Origin of the sequence: Ensifer aridi (assembly GCF_002078505.1) — a bacterium.
In the GTDB taxonomy this organism is placed as follows: Bacteria; Pseudomonadota; Alphaproteobacteria; order Rhizobiales; family Rhizobiaceae; genus Sinorhizobium; species Sinorhizobium aridi.
This window is the reverse complement of sequence record NZ_LUAV01000018.1, coordinates 142,280-160,820: the sequence shown is the minus strand read 5'-3', so window position 1 is coordinate 160,820 and position 18,541 is coordinate 142,280. Positions and strand designations below refer to the sequence as shown.

The 18,541-nt window shown below is 55.3% G+C and carries 13 protein-coding genes and 2 pseudogenes; 4 read left to right on the top strand and 11 right to left on the bottom strand.

What is annotated here, in order from left to right; all coding sequences use genetic code 11:
• Positions 1 to 346: 346 nt before the first annotated feature.
• A complete protein-coding gene (locus AYK65_RS32435; RefSeq protein ID WP_081159239.1) occupies positions 347 to 1,885 on the top strand; it encodes a M10 family metallopeptidase C-terminal domain-containing protein in 1,539 nt (512 codons plus the stop codon).
• Between the two features lie 164 nt (positions 1,886 to 2,049).
• Here the strand turns inward: AYK65_RS32435 and AYK65_RS17890 are convergent, their stop codons facing one another.
• The 9 genes and pseudogenes from AYK65_RS17890 to AYK65_RS17850 form a co-directional block, all read right to left on the bottom strand.
• Positions 2,050 to 2,421: a hypothetical protein gene (locus AYK65_RS17890; protein WP_081159237.1), complete on the bottom strand. Its 372-nt coding sequence runs from the start codon at positions 2,419 to 2,421 to the stop codon at positions 2,050 to 2,052.
• 514 nt (positions 2,422 to 2,935) lie between these two features.
• Positions 2,936 to 3,458 (bottom strand): annotated as a pseudogene (locus AYK65_RS32425) (IS66 family transposase); the annotation flags it as partial.
• 75 nt (positions 3,459 to 3,533) lie between these two features.
• Complete coding sequence (tnpB, locus tag AYK65_RS17880; RefSeq protein ID WP_081159236.1) at positions 3,534 to 3,878, bottom strand: IS66 family insertion sequence element accessory protein TnpB; 345 nt, start codon at positions 3,876 to 3,878, stop codon at positions 3,534 to 3,536.
• Positions 3,875 to 4,225, bottom strand: a complete 351-nt coding sequence (locus tag AYK65_RS17875; RefSeq protein ID WP_244560001.1) for a transposase — start codon at positions 4,223 to 4,225, stop codon at positions 3,875 to 3,877. Before AYK65_RS17875 ends, tnpB begins: the two co-directional genes overlap by 4 nt.
• A gap of 182 nt (positions 4,226 to 4,407) precedes the next feature.
• Complete coding sequence (locus AYK65_RS17870; RefSeq protein ID WP_139793216.1) at positions 4,408 to 4,581, bottom strand: transposase; 174 nt, start codon at positions 4,579 to 4,581, stop codon at positions 4,408 to 4,410.
• A 375-nt stretch (positions 4,582 to 4,956) separates the two neighbouring features.
• Positions 4,957 to 6,225, bottom strand: a complete 1,269-nt coding sequence (locus AYK65_RS17865; protein WP_081159233.1) for a KpsE/RkpR family capsule polysaccharide export protein — start codon at positions 6,223 to 6,225, stop codon at positions 4,957 to 4,959.
• The gene (locus AYK65_RS17860) at positions 6,218 to 6,883 is read right to left on the bottom strand and encodes an ABC transporter ATP-binding protein (protein WP_081159231.1); all 666 of its coding nucleotides are present in this window, start codon (positions 6,881 to 6,883) and stop codon (positions 6,218 to 6,220) included. Before AYK65_RS17860 ends, AYK65_RS17865 begins: the two co-directional genes overlap by 8 nt.
• Positions 6,880 to 8,712: a tetratricopeptide repeat protein gene (locus AYK65_RS17855; protein ID WP_081159230.1), complete on the bottom strand. Its 1,833-nt coding sequence runs from the start codon at positions 8,710 to 8,712 to the stop codon at positions 6,880 to 6,882. The genes AYK65_RS17860 and AYK65_RS17855 overlap by 4 nt, the downstream gene beginning before the upstream one ends.
• A 1,859-nt stretch (positions 8,713 to 10,571) precedes the next feature.
• Positions 10,572 to 11,873 (bottom strand): glycosyltransferase family 4 protein, encoded by a 1,302-nt coding sequence (locus AYK65_RS17850; protein WP_172402007.1) that lies wholly within the window; start codon positions 11,871 to 11,873, stop codon positions 10,572 to 10,574.
• A 187-nt stretch (positions 11,874 to 12,060) separates the two neighbouring features.
• Between AYK65_RS17850 and AYK65_RS17845 the strand changes: the two genes are divergently transcribed.
• Positions 12,061 to 13,479: a phosphomannomutase gene (locus AYK65_RS17845; RefSeq protein WP_081159226.1), complete on the top strand. Its 1,419-nt coding sequence runs from the start codon at positions 12,061 to 12,063 to the stop codon at positions 13,477 to 13,479.
• Positions 13,480 to 13,701: 222 nt separating this feature from the next.
• On the opposite strand, the gene AYK65_RS17840 is transcribed toward AYK65_RS17845, so the two are convergent.
• Positions 13,702 to 14,637, bottom strand: a complete 936-nt coding sequence (locus tag AYK65_RS17840; RefSeq protein ID WP_139793213.1) for a class I SAM-dependent methyltransferase — start codon at positions 14,635 to 14,637, stop codon at positions 13,702 to 13,704.
• A gap of 102 nt (positions 14,638 to 14,739) precedes the next feature.
• A complete protein-coding gene (locus AYK65_RS17835; RefSeq protein ID WP_139793212.1) occupies positions 14,740 to 16,167 on the bottom strand; it encodes a mannose-1-phosphate guanylyltransferase/mannose-6-phosphate isomerase in 1,428 nt (475 codons plus the stop codon).
• Positions 16,168 to 16,634: 467 nt separating this feature from the next.
• On the opposite strand from AYK65_RS17835, the gene AYK65_RS17830 reads away from it, so the two are divergent.
• Complete coding sequence (locus AYK65_RS17830) at positions 16,635 to 17,861, top strand: glycosyltransferase family protein (protein ID WP_139793211.1); 1,227 nt, start codon at positions 16,635 to 16,637, stop codon at positions 17,859 to 17,861.
• A gap of 445 nt (positions 17,862 to 18,306) precedes the next feature.
• Positions 18,307 to 18,541, top strand: a pseudogene (locus tag AYK65_RS33030) (polysaccharide biosynthesis/export family protein); the annotation flags it as partial.

The window sequence follows — 18,541 nt, the reverse complement described above, 5'->3', positions numbered from 1 at the left end:
CGTTAAAGACGTCGTTAAAGACATCTTAGGCCATCACGACGATAGCCGGCAGGCGGTGACAACCGGTCGGTTACCACCGACCACACCGGTGGGCAGGCTCAAGTCTGACGCCTTCAGCAAGTTCTAGTCCACCAGGCCTAATGGACGATCCGCATGTCGGGGCTTAGAACCCGCGTTCGATGGCAGACGTGTGGCGCAGCTAGGAAGCTTTCCATCCGTATAATGGCTCTAATCCAGCTGACCTCGTTATGACAATCGCAGGCATTGGCACTTATTGTCGTCAGCACAAATCACGTTTTCCTGAACCGGGGGCAATCGCCTCGCATTTCGTAAGTAGGGACCTCGCATGAGCGGCACCGGTAAAACCGTCAAAACTCTGAATGCGACTAGCAACAGTCTGATCAATGGCGTGCTATCGGGCTACGCCTGGGCGGGAACCATCACCTACGCCTTCCCAACGTCGGCCAGCAGCTACAGCCACGGCAACGAGAAATACAATGGCTTCAACTCCATATCGACGGCGCAGATGAACACTGCGCTTTTCGCGATGGAGCAGTCCTACGGTTCGGCGGCGAATGACGGCTTTTCCGTCGAGGGCTTCACCAATGGCACCTTCACTGCCGGAAGTGCCGGTAGCGCGAACGTCCGTATCGCACAGTCGACGGTTCCCAGCACAGCTTACGCCTATATGCCCGGCACTTATGCCCAAGCCGGCGACGTCTGGTTCGGCACCGCCTATGCCGGCACGGTGAATGACTATCGCAACCCGGTCGCCGGCAACTACGCGTGGCACACGATGCTGCATGAGATCGGCCATGCGCTCGGCCTGAAGCACGGCCATGAGGCGGAGGGTGCCTTTAACCCCCTGCCCGCCCAATATGACTCGATCGAGTATTCGATCATGACTTACAGCGGCTATGTCGGATCCGGCGGCGGCTATTATTACGAGCGGTACGGCGCGCCGCAGACCTTCATGATGGCTGACATCGCCGCGCTGCAGGAAATGTACGGGGCCGACTTCACGACCAACAGCGGCAACACGGTGTACAAATGGACGCCGGCCAGCGGCGCCACGTTCGTCAACGGCGCAGTCGCCATTTCCCCCGGCGCCAACCGGATCTTCGCCACCGTCTGGGATGGCGGCGGCAACGACACGTACGATCTCACCGCCTATACGACCGGGCTCAAGGTCGATTTGCGGCCGGGTCAGGCATCGACCTTCAGCATCGACCAGCTCGCGTGGCTCGGCGGCGGTTCCAATAACGGCTTCGCCGCCGGCAACATCTTCAATGCGCTGCTCTATCACGGCGACACGCGCTCGCTGATCGAGAACGTCAAAGGTGGCTCGGCCGGAGACTCGATCACCGGCAACCAGGCGGCCAATGTGCTGTGGGGTTACGGCGGCGATGACTTTCTGGACGGCGATTCCGGCAACGACGCAGTCTACGGCGGAGTGGGCTCGGATTGGCTCTTTGGCGGCGCGGGCAATGACAGTCTGCTGAGCGAAGCGGGCAATGACCTGCTCTATGCCGGAATCGGGGCGGACCGGCTGACCGGCGGCTTCGGCGCGGACAAGTTCGTCTTCAAGACGCTTGCGGAGTCGACCGTCGCCCCGACCGGCCGTGACACGATCTACGACTTCCTGCCCTCGGAGGGGGACATAATCGGACTCGGCGCCATCGACGCCAACACCGCCGTCGCCGGCGACCAGAGTTTCATCTTTGTGGGGACAGCCGCTTTCTCAGGCCGAAACGGAGAATTGCGTTACGTCCGGGACGTGTCCGATACATTTATTTACGGCGACGTGAACGGCGACAAGGCGGTGGATTTCGCCATTCATCTGGACGACGCCGTCACCCTGCAGCAGGGCTACTTCGTCCTGTAGACAGCTCCGGCACGTTCGACCATATCGTGCCGGCCCGCTCTCGACATTCGTCGTCCGCGGGACAAACAGCCTAGTCTCGTCCTCCGCTTCTTCGCCTGGTTCTCAACTGTCGCGCTGGCGAGTTGCAGCTCGTCCTTAGTCGTTCGCTGCGACTCGCCGGAAACTCAGCGCAGAAGATGAGCGCCGTCACGCTGGCCCGCCTCGTTTCTTTGCAATATCTCTCTCGTCACGCGCATGTCGGCCGCAAGGCTGTTGAGGGTGTTCTCTACCGCCCGCATCGGGGTAGCCGCCTCGGTCACCTGCTTCTCAACGGAGGACAGCCGGAGCTCGTGATTGTCGATCTGCCGCAGAAAGACCTCCGCAGCGGTCATGCGCTTGTCGAGGCGATTGATGGATTGCGCATGGGAATCTTGATTGGAACTCAGTCGCTCCCATGTTGCCCCCCAGGCGATGAGCCCCCCTGCGAATCCCAATGGGATGACGACAGTGTTGAGATTCCACTCCCACTTCCAAGCTGGCGCGCGGACGGTAGTCATCTGATCGGTTCCGTTTTGCAATCCCCTGCCCTCGGAGGCGATGCCACGGAATGAAGGTCCGGCCCCCGAGGATGAGAGCCGACCGGTTATGTTACTGAGAGTTCTTCGGCGCAAAATACGTGAGCAGCGCCGGTAGGCCGATTGTGAGCGCATACAGCGCCAGATAGCCACACCAGGGTATCCGTCCGGTGAACACCGCAGGTAGCCCGAAGCTGATCTCCACCTAGTTTGATCGGAGCGCCACGATTGCTGCTGCAGCCCTCTCGCACAGCTTCGCCATTTCGCGATCGGACAGCGCCATGTGCTCTGTGGCTATTTTGAAGAGGTAGCTGGCGATGTCTTCGGCCGTTGCGTTCTCGTTGATGAGCATACCGAGAACGACTTCGGCATAGGCGTCATATTCGTCCTTCGCTTCGGGAATGTCAGATATGCCGATCGGATCCCAGTCGCGGAGCAATACATCGCGAACAAGAGCGCGGATTTTGTTAGCCCGAACTCTGTCGGTTTCGTGAACCATGACGCCGTCCTCGTTTTTGAGGGCATACTTCGGCCGGCGGGTGACGATGACGCGGAACTTCGCCGGCACCACATCCAGCCGCTCCGACACATCCTCGCCGATCAGCACCTCCTGCTTGCCGGCATTCTCGGGCAGATCTTCAGGCTCGATCACCACTTCGACCCGCTCCAGATGGGGTGCGAAGCCCTTGCGCGGACGCGGCGGACGTTTGCCATCCGGCCGTTCGCCGCCCTTGGTGACCTGTGCCTTGATCGCGGCGATGCCGATCTCGATCTCCTCGAAGACAAAGGCCTGCTGCTCGTCGCCGGGGGTTGGGGAGCCGAGCTTTTCCGATCGCCGGCCGAAGCGGGCGCGATCGAAGGCTTTCAGGGATGCGCTCATCGGCATCGGCATTGCGCGCCTTGAGATCAGCGACCTCGTTCTGCAGCGCATCGGCCCGCGCCGCCTTCTCGGCCATGGCAAGCACCATGGCTTTCAGCGCTTCTACGTCATTCGGGAGTTTGAGATCGGGCGGCGTCATCGGCCCCGACCAGAGCACATTTTGCTCCGGTTTTCCTGCCCTTTCAGGCCGCTGATTCACTTCGCCGCAGGGCTTTTACCCAACAATCTCCGGCGGCTTCACCGGCACGGCGCGAACCCGCTTCCAGTCCATGCCATCGATGAGCGCCAGAAGCTGGGCATGGTTGAGCTGAACCCGGTTATGGCCGATCCGCGGCCAGCAGAACTGCGACTTTTCCAGCCGCTTGGCATAAAGGCAGACGCCGGAGCCGTCCCACCAGACGATCTTCACTCTGTCCGCCCGTTTGGCCCGGAAGACGTAAAGCGCACCGTTGAACGGATCACTGCCGGCATCCCGCACCAGCGACAGCAAGCTGTCAGGGCCCTTGCGGAAGTCGACCGGATGACTGGCGAGGAAAACCTTCACGCCGGAGGGGATCATGCCGAACGCACCGCCCGGATCACCCGCTGCAAGTGCGCCTCGTCGACGTCCGCGCCGGCGCGCACGACGACGTCACCAATGACAACCTCGACAACCCGTTCCTTAACTGCCGCAGATATCGGCTGCTGTTCTTTCGCCAGAGCAGAGCTTTGCTCACCATCCCCACTAAGCTCCCGTCGCCATCGAAAGAGCTGCGAAGGCAGAATACCGATCCGTCGAGCAACCGCTGAAATGTTCGCTCCCGGCCTGGACGCCTCCTCGACCGCTAAAGCCTTGAACTCGTCCGACCAAAAACGCCGCAACTGACGAGGTGAACCCTCAAGGCGTTCCGGCACAGCCTCAATCATATGGATCGTTCTAGGGCTAGCTATAGGCGCAGACATAGATGCTCACACTCGGTGAAATCGTCTATCCGCCATACCTTACCCAACCCCGATGCTGCTAGACGGGGTCTCCTTGTCGCTTACGGTTTCCCGCATGACTCATGCAGAAAATCCTCGATCAGCGCGTCAATTGATACGTGGGGTCCCTACGCGCTTACCCAGCGGAAGAGCTGGCTCACATGGATGCCGGCCGAGTGCGCGATCTCCGAAACGCTTGCGCCTGGCTCAAGCGTCGCCGCGACCAGCCGCTCCTTCTCCTCGCGAGACCAGCGCCGACGCCGCTCGACCGACGTAATCACCTCAACCTGATGCTTCGTCATAGGACTACTCCTAGTGCTTGCACTAGGACTTGCAGTCTTCAGCCTACCTCGGCAAGGCGGCCATCAACGGGAGGGGTACACCCCTCTGCCTTTGCTGATCAAGGGGGAAGCGATGATGACGAAACGCGCAGATTGTATCCCCGCTGTAGCGCCGTAGCCATTCTGGCGCTTATGACCTCTCGTGTCAGGTCAGTTGGGCAGCCGAGAACAAGTGCTGCCACAAACATACTCGACGACGGCCGCGGCCGCTTGCGCACGCCTTCGACTTCCCATGGTATCCACAACAGACCGGCCGGACATCGAAAATCGAGGCTGGCAAGAAGGTGCCAGGTACTCCCAGCAGCAGTTAGCTCTCAACCCGCGGGATTGGCCGGACTACATATGCTCCTTCACCGCAGAAACCGTTACACTCCCGATCAGCCACACGAGGAAACAGACCGCTATTGCCGTTATGGTTGCAAATATAACTCGGGGGTATGATCGTTCCTCAGCAAGTTGAGGTCGAACAATGGTAGCAAGGTATGCTTGCCGCCGTGCAGCGTCGATCCGAGCGGTTTCCAAGGCAGTGAGGGCGCTTTGATAAGCCTTTTCTGCAAACATCCTCTCGCTTTCGGCTTTCGCAAAATTACTCAAGCTCGCTGAAAGGGGCCGGTTGTCGCCTTCATCCGATCCCGTTGCAAGTGCATTCAGTTTCGAGAGTTCGGCCTCGACAGCCGCAATTCGTATCTTTGTCTGTGACACCGGCGGTGCGTCGTCGCTCAAACTCGCTCGCTGAACTGCGAGCTTCGCATTTAGCTCCGAGAGCTCGTCTCGCAGGCGGGTGGTAGATGTAACTATAGACTGTGCCGACAGCTGTGGATTCAGCGTGCCCTCGCGATCCATTACCTCCGTCATCTTGGCGGTGGCACGCGCCAACCTATCTTCTGCCTCTGCAACCTCTTGCTGGGCGAAAACAACAGCCTCTCGTCTGGCTTTCGCCGACATGTCGTTCACCAGCTTTTCAGAAAGATTGAGCGCACCAACCGCAATGTCTAGCGAGTCTTGAGGTGAAAAGGCATCCACTTTCACGATAATGGTTCCGGTCGACGTTTCATAATAGGCCTTCACCATTTGGTTCCAATAACGCAGAATCTTTTCTGCCGGGGCAGACATCTCCAAACGTGAAAGAAAATCGATGTCATCTCGACCGAACTTGGCGGTGAGTCCAACCTCATTATCTATATCGCTAATCCCCTGAAGACTCTTAATATACTGCACAATCGCATTGGAATCGTAGGTATTGCTCGACGCTCCGCCCAGTCCCATTCCCAGCAAAGCGGACAACCCAACCTGCTGCATTGAGTCCACTGTTTTGACGGCAACGCGGAACTCTGTCGTATACCTTGAACTAGCAAACAAAGCCAAATACGCGCCATAAAACAAGGGGAGAAGAATGACAGTGCTCACAAAACTCACTAAGAGCCACGAGCGGGTTAGGCGTGAGAGCTTTGCAACTGGCGCATAAAGCGGCGCGGCTGGGACAAACATCGGCCACCGCCTCTCCTTGTCCTGAATGCTGAGAGCCCCATCCTCGCGCCGCAGTTCAATTGTGGCATGGCTTGCAAGTCGAGGCTTTGCGTTCTCTGTTGTGGTCGTCTCAGGCATTCGCCGCCCCCATGAGTCTGCGATGAAAAAGCATAGCCTCATCGATCGATTCAAAAAAGCGAAGCCCTCCGTCTTGCAGAATAGCGCCACGGTCACAGTAAGCTTTTATGGTCTGGCTATTGTGGGAAACCATAATGATGTCACTTCTTTTCATTCTTTCCGCGAATGCCTCCGCACATTTCCGGCGAAATCGCGCGTCCCCCACTTCAGTCACTTCGTCAACTAAGTAAACATCGAAATCGATGGCGAGACTTAAACCGAAGGCCAATTTTGCTGCCATCCCCGACGAATACGTATTCACCGGCATGTCAATGTAGTCTCCAAGCTCCGAGAAGTCCTGCACGAACCGGAGAACTTTAGCAGAGTCGGCCCCGTAAACTCTTGCGACGAATGCGACATTTTGCCGACCGCTCAAATGCCCGTGAAAAGTTCCACCGAAGCCGAGGGGGAAAGAGACCCTCGCCTTGCGCCTGATCCGCCCCCTATCTGGGGGCTCGGCGCCAGCAATCATGCGCAACAACGTCGACTTCCCAGCGCCGTTGCCGCCTAGAATCCCGACGTTGTACCCGGCAGGAAAATCGAAGCTTGCATTGTCAAGAACGATCTTTTTCCCGCTCCTGGTGTGATATGCTTTTGACACATCCTCAAATATGATCATGCGATCCGACGCAATGTTTTTCGAGTCAGCTTTTCAAGGACAAGGCCTAGGGCGAGTGTCGCTAACACTGTTGCGAATAGATAGTGCACTGACATCCAGGGTGGTTCGTAAGTGTAGAAGAACGCTGTCCGAAACCAGTCCACGGCATGCAGAAGGGGATTCCAGGACAAAATTTCACGGACTTCAAGAGGCATCATTGCGGGGACATAGAATATTCCAGACGTGAAATATAAAAATCTCTGCACGATTTGAAAGATGTGATGCCACGCATGGAAGTAATAATTCACAACTCCGTTGATCATGCCGGTAGCCAGCCCGAGCAGCCAAGTTATCAGTAGCGAGAGCAGCGCAGTTGAAAAACTGAGGGGGATCGCATCAACGGAAAATATCATGAAGCCAGCGGTAAAAATCGCTATCACAAGAAAGGTCGTATAAAGCTCAAGGGCGGCTCTTGCGTACATAGCATTAAGATTCGTGATCGGAGGCAACTGCAACAGAGATTTGTTATGGCTCGTTGTATTCGAGACCTGCTCGGTCGTATGTACAAACAACTGGTACGGAATAAGACCGGTAAAGTAAAAGAAGAAGAACGAGTCTCCGAGGGGAGGCTGTCCCTTCATCGTAAATTGAAATACAACTGCAAGAGCCACCATATGAATCATCGGCTCAACGACTACCCATACGTAGCCCAAGCGGCTTTCACCGAAACGGCTGCGCATTTCGCGCAAGAAAATCGCCCCAATAACACGAAATTCCGAGGCAAGCTTCTCCAGCAAGGTCCTTTCGCGAAAGCTGCGCCGCGGCCCGCTTTTCCGCTTTTGTTCAATAATGTCCCCAATTCCGACACTGGCGTCCTGCCGCTGAAACAGCACATGCTGCATGCATTGAGCATACTCGTGGTGGCTCGGCTCCCTTCTTAACAATTCGGCTGCTTCGGCAACCGCAGCGTCGCTATCGCCAAGTTCCAGTTGTATCGTGACCAGTTGCCGCCTTATATTAAGATTATCGGGATCTGACGCCAACGCATCCGTCGCCGCAGTTAGCGCGTCATTGTAACGGCCCAGATTAAGAAGGACACCAGAACGATGGATCTGAAATTCAGTTTCCGAAGGCGAGAGCTTGATTGCCGATTCGATTTGTTCCAGCGCTTGTTCGAACTCCCCGATCTGATTTAAGGCGCCGCTCAGGGTCCGGTGAAATAGAGCCGCGTGGGCAATTTCTCCTGACTTTTCTAGGAGATAATCCGCAGCGCCTTTGAAATCACCGAGCCGCATCATCAGGTTCGCGGCCAGTATGCAGTACTCCGCGCGCGGCTTGTCCAACTCAAATGCTTGCTTTGCAAATTCAATGGCTTCGGGGACAAAGCCAAGCTTTTCATTCGCGAAGCATGCATTGTGAAGAACGCCGACGTGAGACGAATTCAGCAGCAGCGCGCGATCGAGCACCTTTTTTGCCTGATCAAAACGGCCAATTCGATTGGCTAGGCTCCCTGCATGAAGCGCAAAGTCGAAATTATCCGGATCGAGATCGGAAGCAGTGATTGCATTCCTTAAGGCGCCATCCCAATCAGATTGGGCATCCAATATAGCGCTGAGGGACATATGATCGCCTGCGCTCGAACGTAATTTCAGCAACTGCTTTCCGAAGGCTGCGGCTGCCCCCATAAATCCAAAGTGCCAGCTTTTATCTCGAAGGATGAGCAAACGGTCAGCATCTGCACCCGATATCGGAGCAAGGCTTCGTATCAGATCAATGGCTACGTGTCTGTCGGTGGCCAGGCGCAGATTGGTCACGAGTTCTTCAACAGGTAGCGCTGTTTCGCGACTCATCGTTGCGGTTAATCCGATTTTCTAACTGCTGCATCCGTCTAAAGTTGCGAGCTGAACAGCAGTACCAGTTACGACCCACCCTAGGCAATGTTCAACCGCCAGCGCAACGATGTTTACCGTGGTACTACCTAGTCGAAGGCCATCATGCAATACCCTTATGCCGTCCACCCAACTACGACGATCCGGCTGGCCTCGAGGCGAGCACGAAGTCGGGGACGAACCTGATTGCGGGGTTCACAACGCGCTAGCTTTCGGTTCTTACTGCCGACGCACTCACAGGATTCCGGGGACTGGGGTATGTTTGCAAACAGCTACAAGAGAATTTTCCATTTTCATCTCAGAAAATGTGGTGGCACGTCCCTGAACGCTTGGCTGCAGTGGCATGTCCCGGACCTGCAGTGTTGGGTGGACCCCGACCCCAGGGCTTTCAATGCCGCACGAATCGATTCAAACAGCGAGCGAGAATTGGCGGCAGTGTCATTCTACCGAGCCCCCGCGGTCTATACGCATCGAGCATTCATCGATCAGGCGCCTCCGGATACATTTCGATTCACGGTTCTGCGGCGACCAGTTCCTAGGGTCATCTCACAGGTTGCTGATTGGCGCAGGGAGTTTGCAGACGGTCACTACATCGCAAGTGAGGGAATCGGAGACGCGGTAAGGGACGCCGCGACGCTCAGGCTTAAGGATTTCTTGGAGAGGCATGCGACAAGTACGCTCGCTCACTATTTTGACAATTATCAGGTGCGAGCTTTAGCAGCCACAGCGGGTAATCCTGAGCCGTGGCGGTCGAGGCACGTAGGCAATCTTCTTGAGAGAGCCAAGCACGCCCTTCGAGATGACTATGAGGCGGTTGGACTTACCGAGAGAATGCGTGAGACGCGAGAGCTAATTTGTTCAAGGTTAGGCCTAGTTCCTGACGCAGTGGGCGCTGGCGATAGAAATGTCACACGTGGAGCTCGAGTCAGCGATGACGAAATTCATGAAGCCGCCGACATCCTCCGCAAATTAACTGTATTCGACGAAGAAGCCTATTCGTTCGCCGAGAGTTTGTTGGAAAAAAAGCTTTCTGAGGGCGCGAGGTATCAGGAGAAAGACTTTGAGGAACTTCACTTAGCTCGGGCTGTTGAGCGACTTCGGCCCGTGCCAAAGGGGCAAGATACGGTCATATCGGTGAGGGAGTGTATTATTGGAAGCGGATTTTGGGGTCGAGATGCGTCGGGGTGCCCAAACTGCGCCGTATGGACCGGTCCCAGCACAAGAAGTGTCCTGTATTTCCCCTGTCCCGCAGGCGTTCAGATTCAAGCCAAGCTATGGATACGCGGGTACGCTTCCCCGCTGCAGCGAGGCCGATTGAGATTTGAGATAAACGATCGACCGGCGAGACATGAATTCCAGTCGGATGCCTCGTGCCATGAGGTCGCAGTAGTACCAGCGATTTCCCAACATCCGTACTTGAAACTAACAATTCTATTGGATGCCACCGTAACGTCATCGGAGGCCGGCTATGGCGACGGTGACTTGCGTGCTCGGGGGGTCTCCCTGGATCGGTATGGCTGGTCCTTTGATGGATGATGTCCATTCAGGAGCTCGGCTAGTACGGCGGACCGGCCGTGATCGAAAACAGCGGACCCGTCCGCCAGCCTCATCAAATTGCCGACATCCGAGCCATTCCCGGCCGACGCGGCCTACTGAACTCGCGCAGGCACCGCAGGCACCGGAGAAGGAGTCACCAGCGCGGGGCCGCTAGACAGGAACCGCCTACTCCTGCAGCGACGGTGTTGGAATGACCGTGTTTCTCGACAAACAAAAAGGTGTCCGGCCCTCGACATAGGCTGCATCGCCGCATACAGTCGACCTCAGAGCTCAAGCAATCTTTCCATTGTGAGTCTGACGGCTTTTTTTACATGCTCCTCCCAGGACAGACCAGGAGGAAGCGACCGCGTTAAACTGTTTCTCAGCAGCGACTGGGAACCCATCACGCGAATGACCGCTGCGACCAGCCCCGGTCCGTCAGTTGGATCGACGAATTCCGCCTGACTCCCCAACACCTCGCGGTGCGCCGGAATATCGGACGCGATAACTGGAATGCCGTGCCGCATGGCCTCTACAGGTGGCAGACCATATCCCTCGACGAAAGACACTGAAATCAAGCCCTGGGAAGCCAGCATCAATCTCAACAACTGCTGATCTGACACCCCCGAAGCTTCAACCACGTGATTTGCTAATTCATGGCTTCTCTCAAGAAGGTCGACTACGGTCTCGCATTCCCAACCCCGTTTCCCCACCAGAAGAAGCCTCGGCGCCGCTTGATGGCCGAGTCGAGCTATAATTGTCCGCCAGACGTTTAGAAGGTGCCCAACATTTTTCCTCCCCTCCAAGGTCCCCACGTGAAGGAAATAAGGGTGGGCTTTAGCCAGATCCTGGTCGGAGACCGGTTGCTGATCGGAGATGGAGTTCGCTAACGGAGCGACAACCACAGGTATATTAAGGTTGGCTTCGCCCGGAAGGTAGTCTTTTATCGATGCCGCGGTGAACTCAGAATTCGCTATAATCGCATCGGCATGCATCCGAACTGTTCTCATGCGTGCACGATGGCGTTCCGCGGCAATGTCGGGGCAGAATTCCGGATATTGTATCGGAATTAGGTCATGGATAAAAAAGACGGACTTTATTCTATCCCGCTCAAGCCACTGGAACCGCTCGGATTTCTCTAGTCCAGTGTGAGACGTATGGTAATAGATGGTAGGGACGGGCCTTCGAACAAGGCGTTCAAAACGCCACCTGCCCCGAATCAAAAGTTGGCCAATATTCAAGTATGCGCGCCAGCGCCCTTGGCTGGCGTCGTTCAATATTAATCTTGATGACTTTTGCAACCCAGCCGGGACAGGTCGCTGCAACACGGTTGCGATTACTTCGAAACCCTCGTGCTTTTGCTGCTTCTGATTGGCTGACTCGGCGAATTTGTCCATTTCTGCCCGCATCTCAGAACGTGATAGAGCGGCTTTGCCGTAGGACGTGGTGAGGATAAACCAAACCTCCCAATCTAGGGGGGAATCGAGGAAATATGTGATATATGCGTGCTCTACACGATCAATGCCCGTAACAGTTGCATCGTAAATGTGTATGAGCGTTCGCGTAACATCCAAGAAAATGCGCATAATCTGTCCTAACCACTCGGGGACGAGCGCTTGCCACAGAGGCGTCTGAAGCGGTGGGTGCACCGCCCAAGATGTCTCGATAGCCCTTGTATGAGTCCCCGTTCGCAGGGTACCTAACAGTCGATTCAAAGGTTGGCAACGCGGTGTCGTCGATCCAACACCGGTAACGAGGGAATGAAGAAAGAGCATGAAGTTCGGCACGAGTGGACTCCGGGGACTTTCCACGGAACTCAAGGGTAATGCCTCATCCGTTTTTGCGGCCGCGTTCGGCCTGTATTTGACCCGAGCAGGATTGGCGGAAGAGGGCCAAGACATCGTGATCGGCCAAGACTTTCGCGACTCGAGTCCGGACATAGCGGCAAATTGCAAGAGAGCACTATCGACGCTGGGCTTCAAAATAGTGGACTGCGGCCCCGTCCCCACGCCGGCACTTGCCCTGTACGCCCAGACCCTGGGGGCGGCTGCACTGATGATCACAGGATCCCACATTCCGGCTGATCGAAATGGCATTAAGTTCTACCGCCCCGATGGGGAGATCGGTAAAGCCGACGAGCAGCCAATTCTCACTTTGGCTGAGGAGTTAAGACAGTCGGGATTTCAAGCTAAGGATGGGTGCATCGCATCCGATCGTCGGGCTGCTTGTGAGGGCCTCTTCTTTGAGCGCAACGCAAACATACTTGCCCCGAATGCCTTGGCCGGCATGAGGATCGGCGTGTTTGAGCACAGTAGCGTCGCACGAGACCTTATAAAAGGGGTGCTCTCGCACTTTGGTGCTAATGTGGTGGCATTAGGGCGATCGGAATCCTTTGTCCCTGTCGACACGGAAGCGCTTTCCCCGGAGTTCATTCAGTGCTTCGAATCTTGGACGCGGGACCTCAAACTCGACGCGATCGTCTCTACTGACGGCGACGGCGACAGGCCTCTCGTGGTGGATGAGCGCGGCAAGCCGCTGCGGGGAGACCTGCTTGGGCTAGTTGCAGCTAAGTTCCTAAATGCCGAAACCGTCGTCACTCCCGTCACCTCGAACTCGGGGATCGAGAGAGCAGGATCCTATACCGTCATTCGCACGCGTGTTGGCTCGCCCTATGTAATCGAGGGGATGTCGAGCGCACTTCAATCCGCAGCCCAAGCTGTTATCGGGTTCGAAGCGAATGGTGGCTTGCTTACCGGGTCCGATTTCGTGGTTCACAACCACCGCTTGAAAGCTTTGCCAACGCGAGATTCCTTTCTTCCAATACTTTCTGTTCTTTCGCAGGTCGCCTCAACAGGACGTCCACTGTCAGCAATTTCGGACTCTTTTCGCTTGCCCTATGCGACGGCGGGGCGGTTGGAGAACTTTCCAATAGAATCGAGCAGGAAGCTGATGAGCTACTTGCAAGCGAGAGTAGAGAACGTGTCGTGCTTCCTTGCTTCAGTTGGTGCGGTTGAGTCGTTGAGCAGTGCCGATGGCCTCCGGATAGTCCTGAGAGATGAGCGTATTATTCACTTCCGCCCATCCGGAAATGCTCCCGAGATGAGATGTTATGTCGAGGCTGAGAACGAAGCGGCGGCCGAGCAATTGCTTTCTGCCGGCCTAACTCAAATCCTTACCTGGTGCGCTTCATAGTCGCTTTGACAAAACATTTGGTGCGGTTCTCTTCACGAGCCTTGCCAGCATAGAGATCGTCAGTGACGTCATAGTCTAAGAACGCACGCGGCGGTCACAAGCCCGGTGATGTCCGACGGGCTCAGCGTCAAAAGTGAAGGCGCGGGCATGGTCTTGCATCCGCCCTGGGATCAATCCGAGCAACGCGCTAGTATCCCCCGGGCGCTGATTGCTCGGGCGGTCTCAGTGCTTCCGCAGGAATGCGGCGCTAGGCTTGCCGTTTGCAGGGTTCTCAAGAACTTGCAGTTCATCGCAGAAGGACCGAAGCAGCGTATAAGCAGGAATCGTGGTGTGCCACTCGATATCATCCATGATGATGATGCCGCCACTTCTCACTTTAGTTGCATATAGGATCACATCGGTTGCAGCGTTTATCATTGAGTGGCTGCCATCGATGTGCAGGAAGTCGATGGTATCGAACAGATGGCTGGCTTTGGTCGAAGACGCCTCGAGGATGCACACTTGGTTAGTGAGATCGTGCCGGGCTACAAAGGAGTAGACGCTCTTCTTGATTCTTGAAAAGTCGACGTTCCCCCACCACGCGTCGTTGCCTTCGCTAGTCTTGTTTTCTACCGCAACGTCGGTGCTCCAGCTCTCGATGCCGAAGATCCTGCCATGGCCGTTTTCCTTCAGAGCGGCGGCGCATGGGAACAATGACCGGCCGCCGTAAACGCCGATCTCCACACAGACGGATGGCCTCAGTTCGCGTATGTACCTAGCCATGGTCCTAGCCTTCTCGGGGCTGCACCAGCCCTCCAGTTCGGCGCCTGATGCCCTGATGATTTGCTCAACGATGTCAGGGGCATTCTCGGCATTGCCAGATGGTCGCGCAGAAAGCAGCACAGCTGAGATGTTCGTAAGTGCATCCTCGAAAACTTGCGGGGCCACTTCCACCGTTTCAGCACTCCGGAGATCCGGAAGTGTCAAGCCTGCCTTTTCGGCTAGATATAGACAGTGCTTGTGCATCTCGTCGCGCGCCGAGATGTCAACATCACCCTCAAGCGCCCCGAGCGTTTCCTTGATGACGGCGAGCGCTTCCGCTTCAGAGGTGACTACAATTCTTTCTCGATGAAAACGCGATGCGCCTTCAGATAGCGCCTCAAAGGCTTTTTCGAACAAGATAATCCACCCCAAGCTTTGCAATCAGTGTCTCCTCAATTCTAGCGGTCGCCGGCGAATAGAGGCGCATCTTCCATCAAACGTTGCTATCCCAAAAGATCGTTAACTGCGTCCAAACTCGTCGGCAATGCGGATAATGTCATCCTCTGCGAGATATGACCCGGTTTGGACTTCAATTAACTCAAGCATAATCTTCCCAGGATTTGAGAGTCGATGAACTTCTCCCAAAGGAATGTACACCGACTCATTTTCTCGCAGTAATTGTACTTCTTGCCCTACAGTTACTTCCGCTGTCCCCTTTACAACAATCCAATGCTCGGCACGATGATGATGCTTTTGGAGCGAAAGCATTTTACCAGGAAGCACAAATATTCGCTTCACATGAAAACGGTCGCCGCTAAGAATTGAAGTGTATCCACCCCAAGGCCGATAAGCGGTAGGGTGCACCTGCGTGAGCCCCGATGTCGCTGGAACAGAGGCCAAATGCTTGACGACTTTACCAACGTCTTGGCTGTCTTCTAGTCGACCGACGTAAACCGCGTCTTCACTTGCGATTGCCACGACATCTTCGAGGCCATTCACAACTAAATGCGCGCCCCGTGTCATCACCAATGATCTCTTGGTGTTTAAAAGCGTCGTGTTTTCAGACGCCACGTTTTCATTAGTGTCAGACAAGCCGTTTTTCCATACCGCATCCCAGCTTCCGAGATCAGACCATTTGAAATGCGATGGAACGACTGCTGCCCTCGATGTTCTTTCCATCACAGCATAGTCAATAGAGATGTCGGGACTCCGAGTAAAAGATTCCCGGCCGAGGCGAAGAAAGTCGAGATCTCCGGCTGCTTCGGACACTGCCTGCCTCACAACCTTTAACACCTCTTCCGCGTACTCTGTCATCTCAGCCAACATAGCCGAGGCCAGGAACATAAACATTCCGGAATTCCAATAGAAACGTCCGGTTGCGATCATCTCGATTGCGCTTTCGAGAGGCGGTTTTTCAATAAAACGCCTCACCGCATGCACGCCGCAGGGGAGCGCTTCACCAACCTCGATGTAACCATAGCCTGTCGCCGGTTCGCTGGGCGTAATACCAAACGTGACAATTCGCCCTGCGACTGCCGCGGCCCTGGCCGCCGCGTTCGCTTCGAAATACTGGGCCTCAATTGCAATGTCATGATCGGAAGCCAGAATTTGGACAACCGAATCCTCCCCGTACCGTTGGCTCACAACCAAGGTTGCAGCTGCAACCGCGGCGGCCGTGTTGCGGGGCACGGGTTCAAGAATGATCGTACTGAGCTCGAGACCTAGTTCTCTTGCTTGCTCGGCTACCAAAAACCGGAAATCATCATTGGTGACAACGATTGGTGGCTCGTAGATCGACCTGTCGGACACACGCAGAAGCGTGGACTGAAATAATGTGTGCTCCCCAATGAAGCGGATAAACTGCTTTGGTGACGCAGACCTCGAAAGTGGCCAGAGTCGAGTTCCCCTGCCTCCGGCCATGATGACCGGGATAATCTTCCTATCCAAGATAGCTCTCCAGATTGTCGACCGGCGTTGCCCGTCGACCCACTGCCGTTTATTACGGATCAATCTCAGCTGGGGGCCGACGTCAAGCCCTCCCTTATTGGAATTCATGCTGTGGACAAACTCGTGCGTGCGCGCCGGTGCACTCTGCGGCATGACGTCGATGTAGGCGCACGCCTGCGAATAGGCGCCGCGCAGCCTCGAAGCCATGCGAGAATTCTCACCTTTCCACCCGGCTAAGAAGCCGAGCGCGCGGGTATTGTGGCTACAAATTGCCGTTGGGAAAAGACCGGTTACGACGAGGACACTGGACTACCGCCGACGAGGCGCGCCCTGTTGCGCAGCTTGACATCGTCCACTTTTCACTAGTATCGGACCGTTAACGAGGCAGCTATCGAACCGAGAGCCTGTGGGGCGGTTTTACCGGCATGAACCCAAGCTGCGGCAGTGACAGAGATAAGGATCAAACGGTGAAGAAACCGACATTGGCTATAGTGAGCACGCTTGATGATCTTTGCGGCATCGCCGGCTACGCCAGATATTTAAGCAAGCAGCTATCCGATGATTTTGACGTAAAAATATTCGATCTTGACCAATATTTCATGCGCGGGACGCATCCGTCACTTGTGAGGCGCGCAGATGAAATTATAGCGGAGATATCTGAGGATATCCGTAGTTTTGATGCCGTAAACCTACAACTGGAGTACGGTATTTTTGGACGTAAGAACACTCACATAGTGAGAAGATTCAGAAAGCTTGCAGAAGCCGCTCCCAATCTTTCAATAACCTTCCATACAATCCTACCGCAGCTCCGGTTTGAATTGCTTCCATGGGTCGCAGACATATTCAGGTTTAGGTTGATACGCGCGGTGGACCGCTTTATCTCTTATAATAAAAAGAAGCACCTCATGGAAGGAGTGTATAGAACGATTCGAAAACTGCAGACACAAAAGAACGTTTCGGTGATCGTCCATACCCGCAGAGATATGCGCCTCATGAAGCACGTATATGCTATGGAGCGAGTGTTCGATCATCCACTGGCGTTTGTCGCTCCTGAGGATTCTTCAGAGATACGAAACAACAGCTCAAGGGCGAAATTTCCGCAGCTTAACCGACTTCCGGACGGCACGAAGTTAATTGGCGTCTTCGGATTCCTTGGCGAATATAAGGGTTTCGACACAGCTATAAAAGCTCTATTTCACTTGCCTGAGAACTACCATCTGGTAATATTTGGCGGCCTTCACCCCAACGAAATTCGTGCTAACCAGCCGATTCATCCTTATGTAGAAAAACTTCTTTCCTCGCTGGATAATCCAGATCGAAAAAGCAATCCAAGCAACGTCCGAGCGCGCGTCCACTTTATGGGACCGCAGTCCGACGAGGGCTTTACGGAAGCAATGGCTATCTGCGACTGTGTCGTCTTTCCGTATCTGGAAGTCGGACAGTCTTCGTCTGGACCTCTTAGTATTGCGGTAGATATGAACGCTCCGATCGTTGCGGCCAGGAACCACGCATTCCTGCAATTTTCACGTTATCATCCGGAGTACGGCGAGACTTTTGAAATCGGTAACTATCTCGAACTAGCCGAGAAAATCTTCGGAGTGACCGAGAAACGCTCGGGCGCCCCCGAGCGTCAGTTCACGACGGTTACTAACGCGCAAGTATACAGGAAAGCACACTTGATTGGCGAAGAGTAGATTTTTGACCTCCGCAGAATCCTCGCCGCGCGTGAAGATCCCTGTTGATCGAGCGCTGTAGCTCCGAAACCAATCTAACATCGTCGACGACATCGACCTACGTAATGCCCCGGCATGTCCCGCCTATTCGGCGTGAAAAGCTACGGCTTCAACCAGAATAAGCAACAATTTCTCCACCAACCATTAAGTGAGTTGGACCCTTCGCTTCCATCTATCTCAATTTTAAATGTGTTGATCAGGTCGGATGCGACAAAAGGGCGAATTGGGGGCATTCGCCGAACCAAGCGCCTCTTTTCCTTGCCCGGCACATCAAGCGTTTGGTGACAATTATAAGTTACTCGTGGCTTGTTGCGGGACGGTCTTTGTGCTTTTCAGAGGCTGGCGGAATTTATGCGGCGCAGTTCCTTCAATAGAATCATGGCTGTGCCGAATACGGAGTGTCGTAGTGAAACGAGTGACTGCCCTTTTGCTTTGTACCGCGCTTGCGGGATGTCAAGCCGTACCGGGCGAGGGCCCTCTGGCAACCGATATCGTCGCAGACGCTGGCCAATCCGGCGCACAGATAGGTAGAAAGAACGCCACGGTGTTCGATATCGTCGACGTCGACGGCCAATCGGCGCGGCTCGTTTCCGATTATGTCGCCACCACGCTCAGCCGCCGCTTCGGCATCGGCGGCGGTG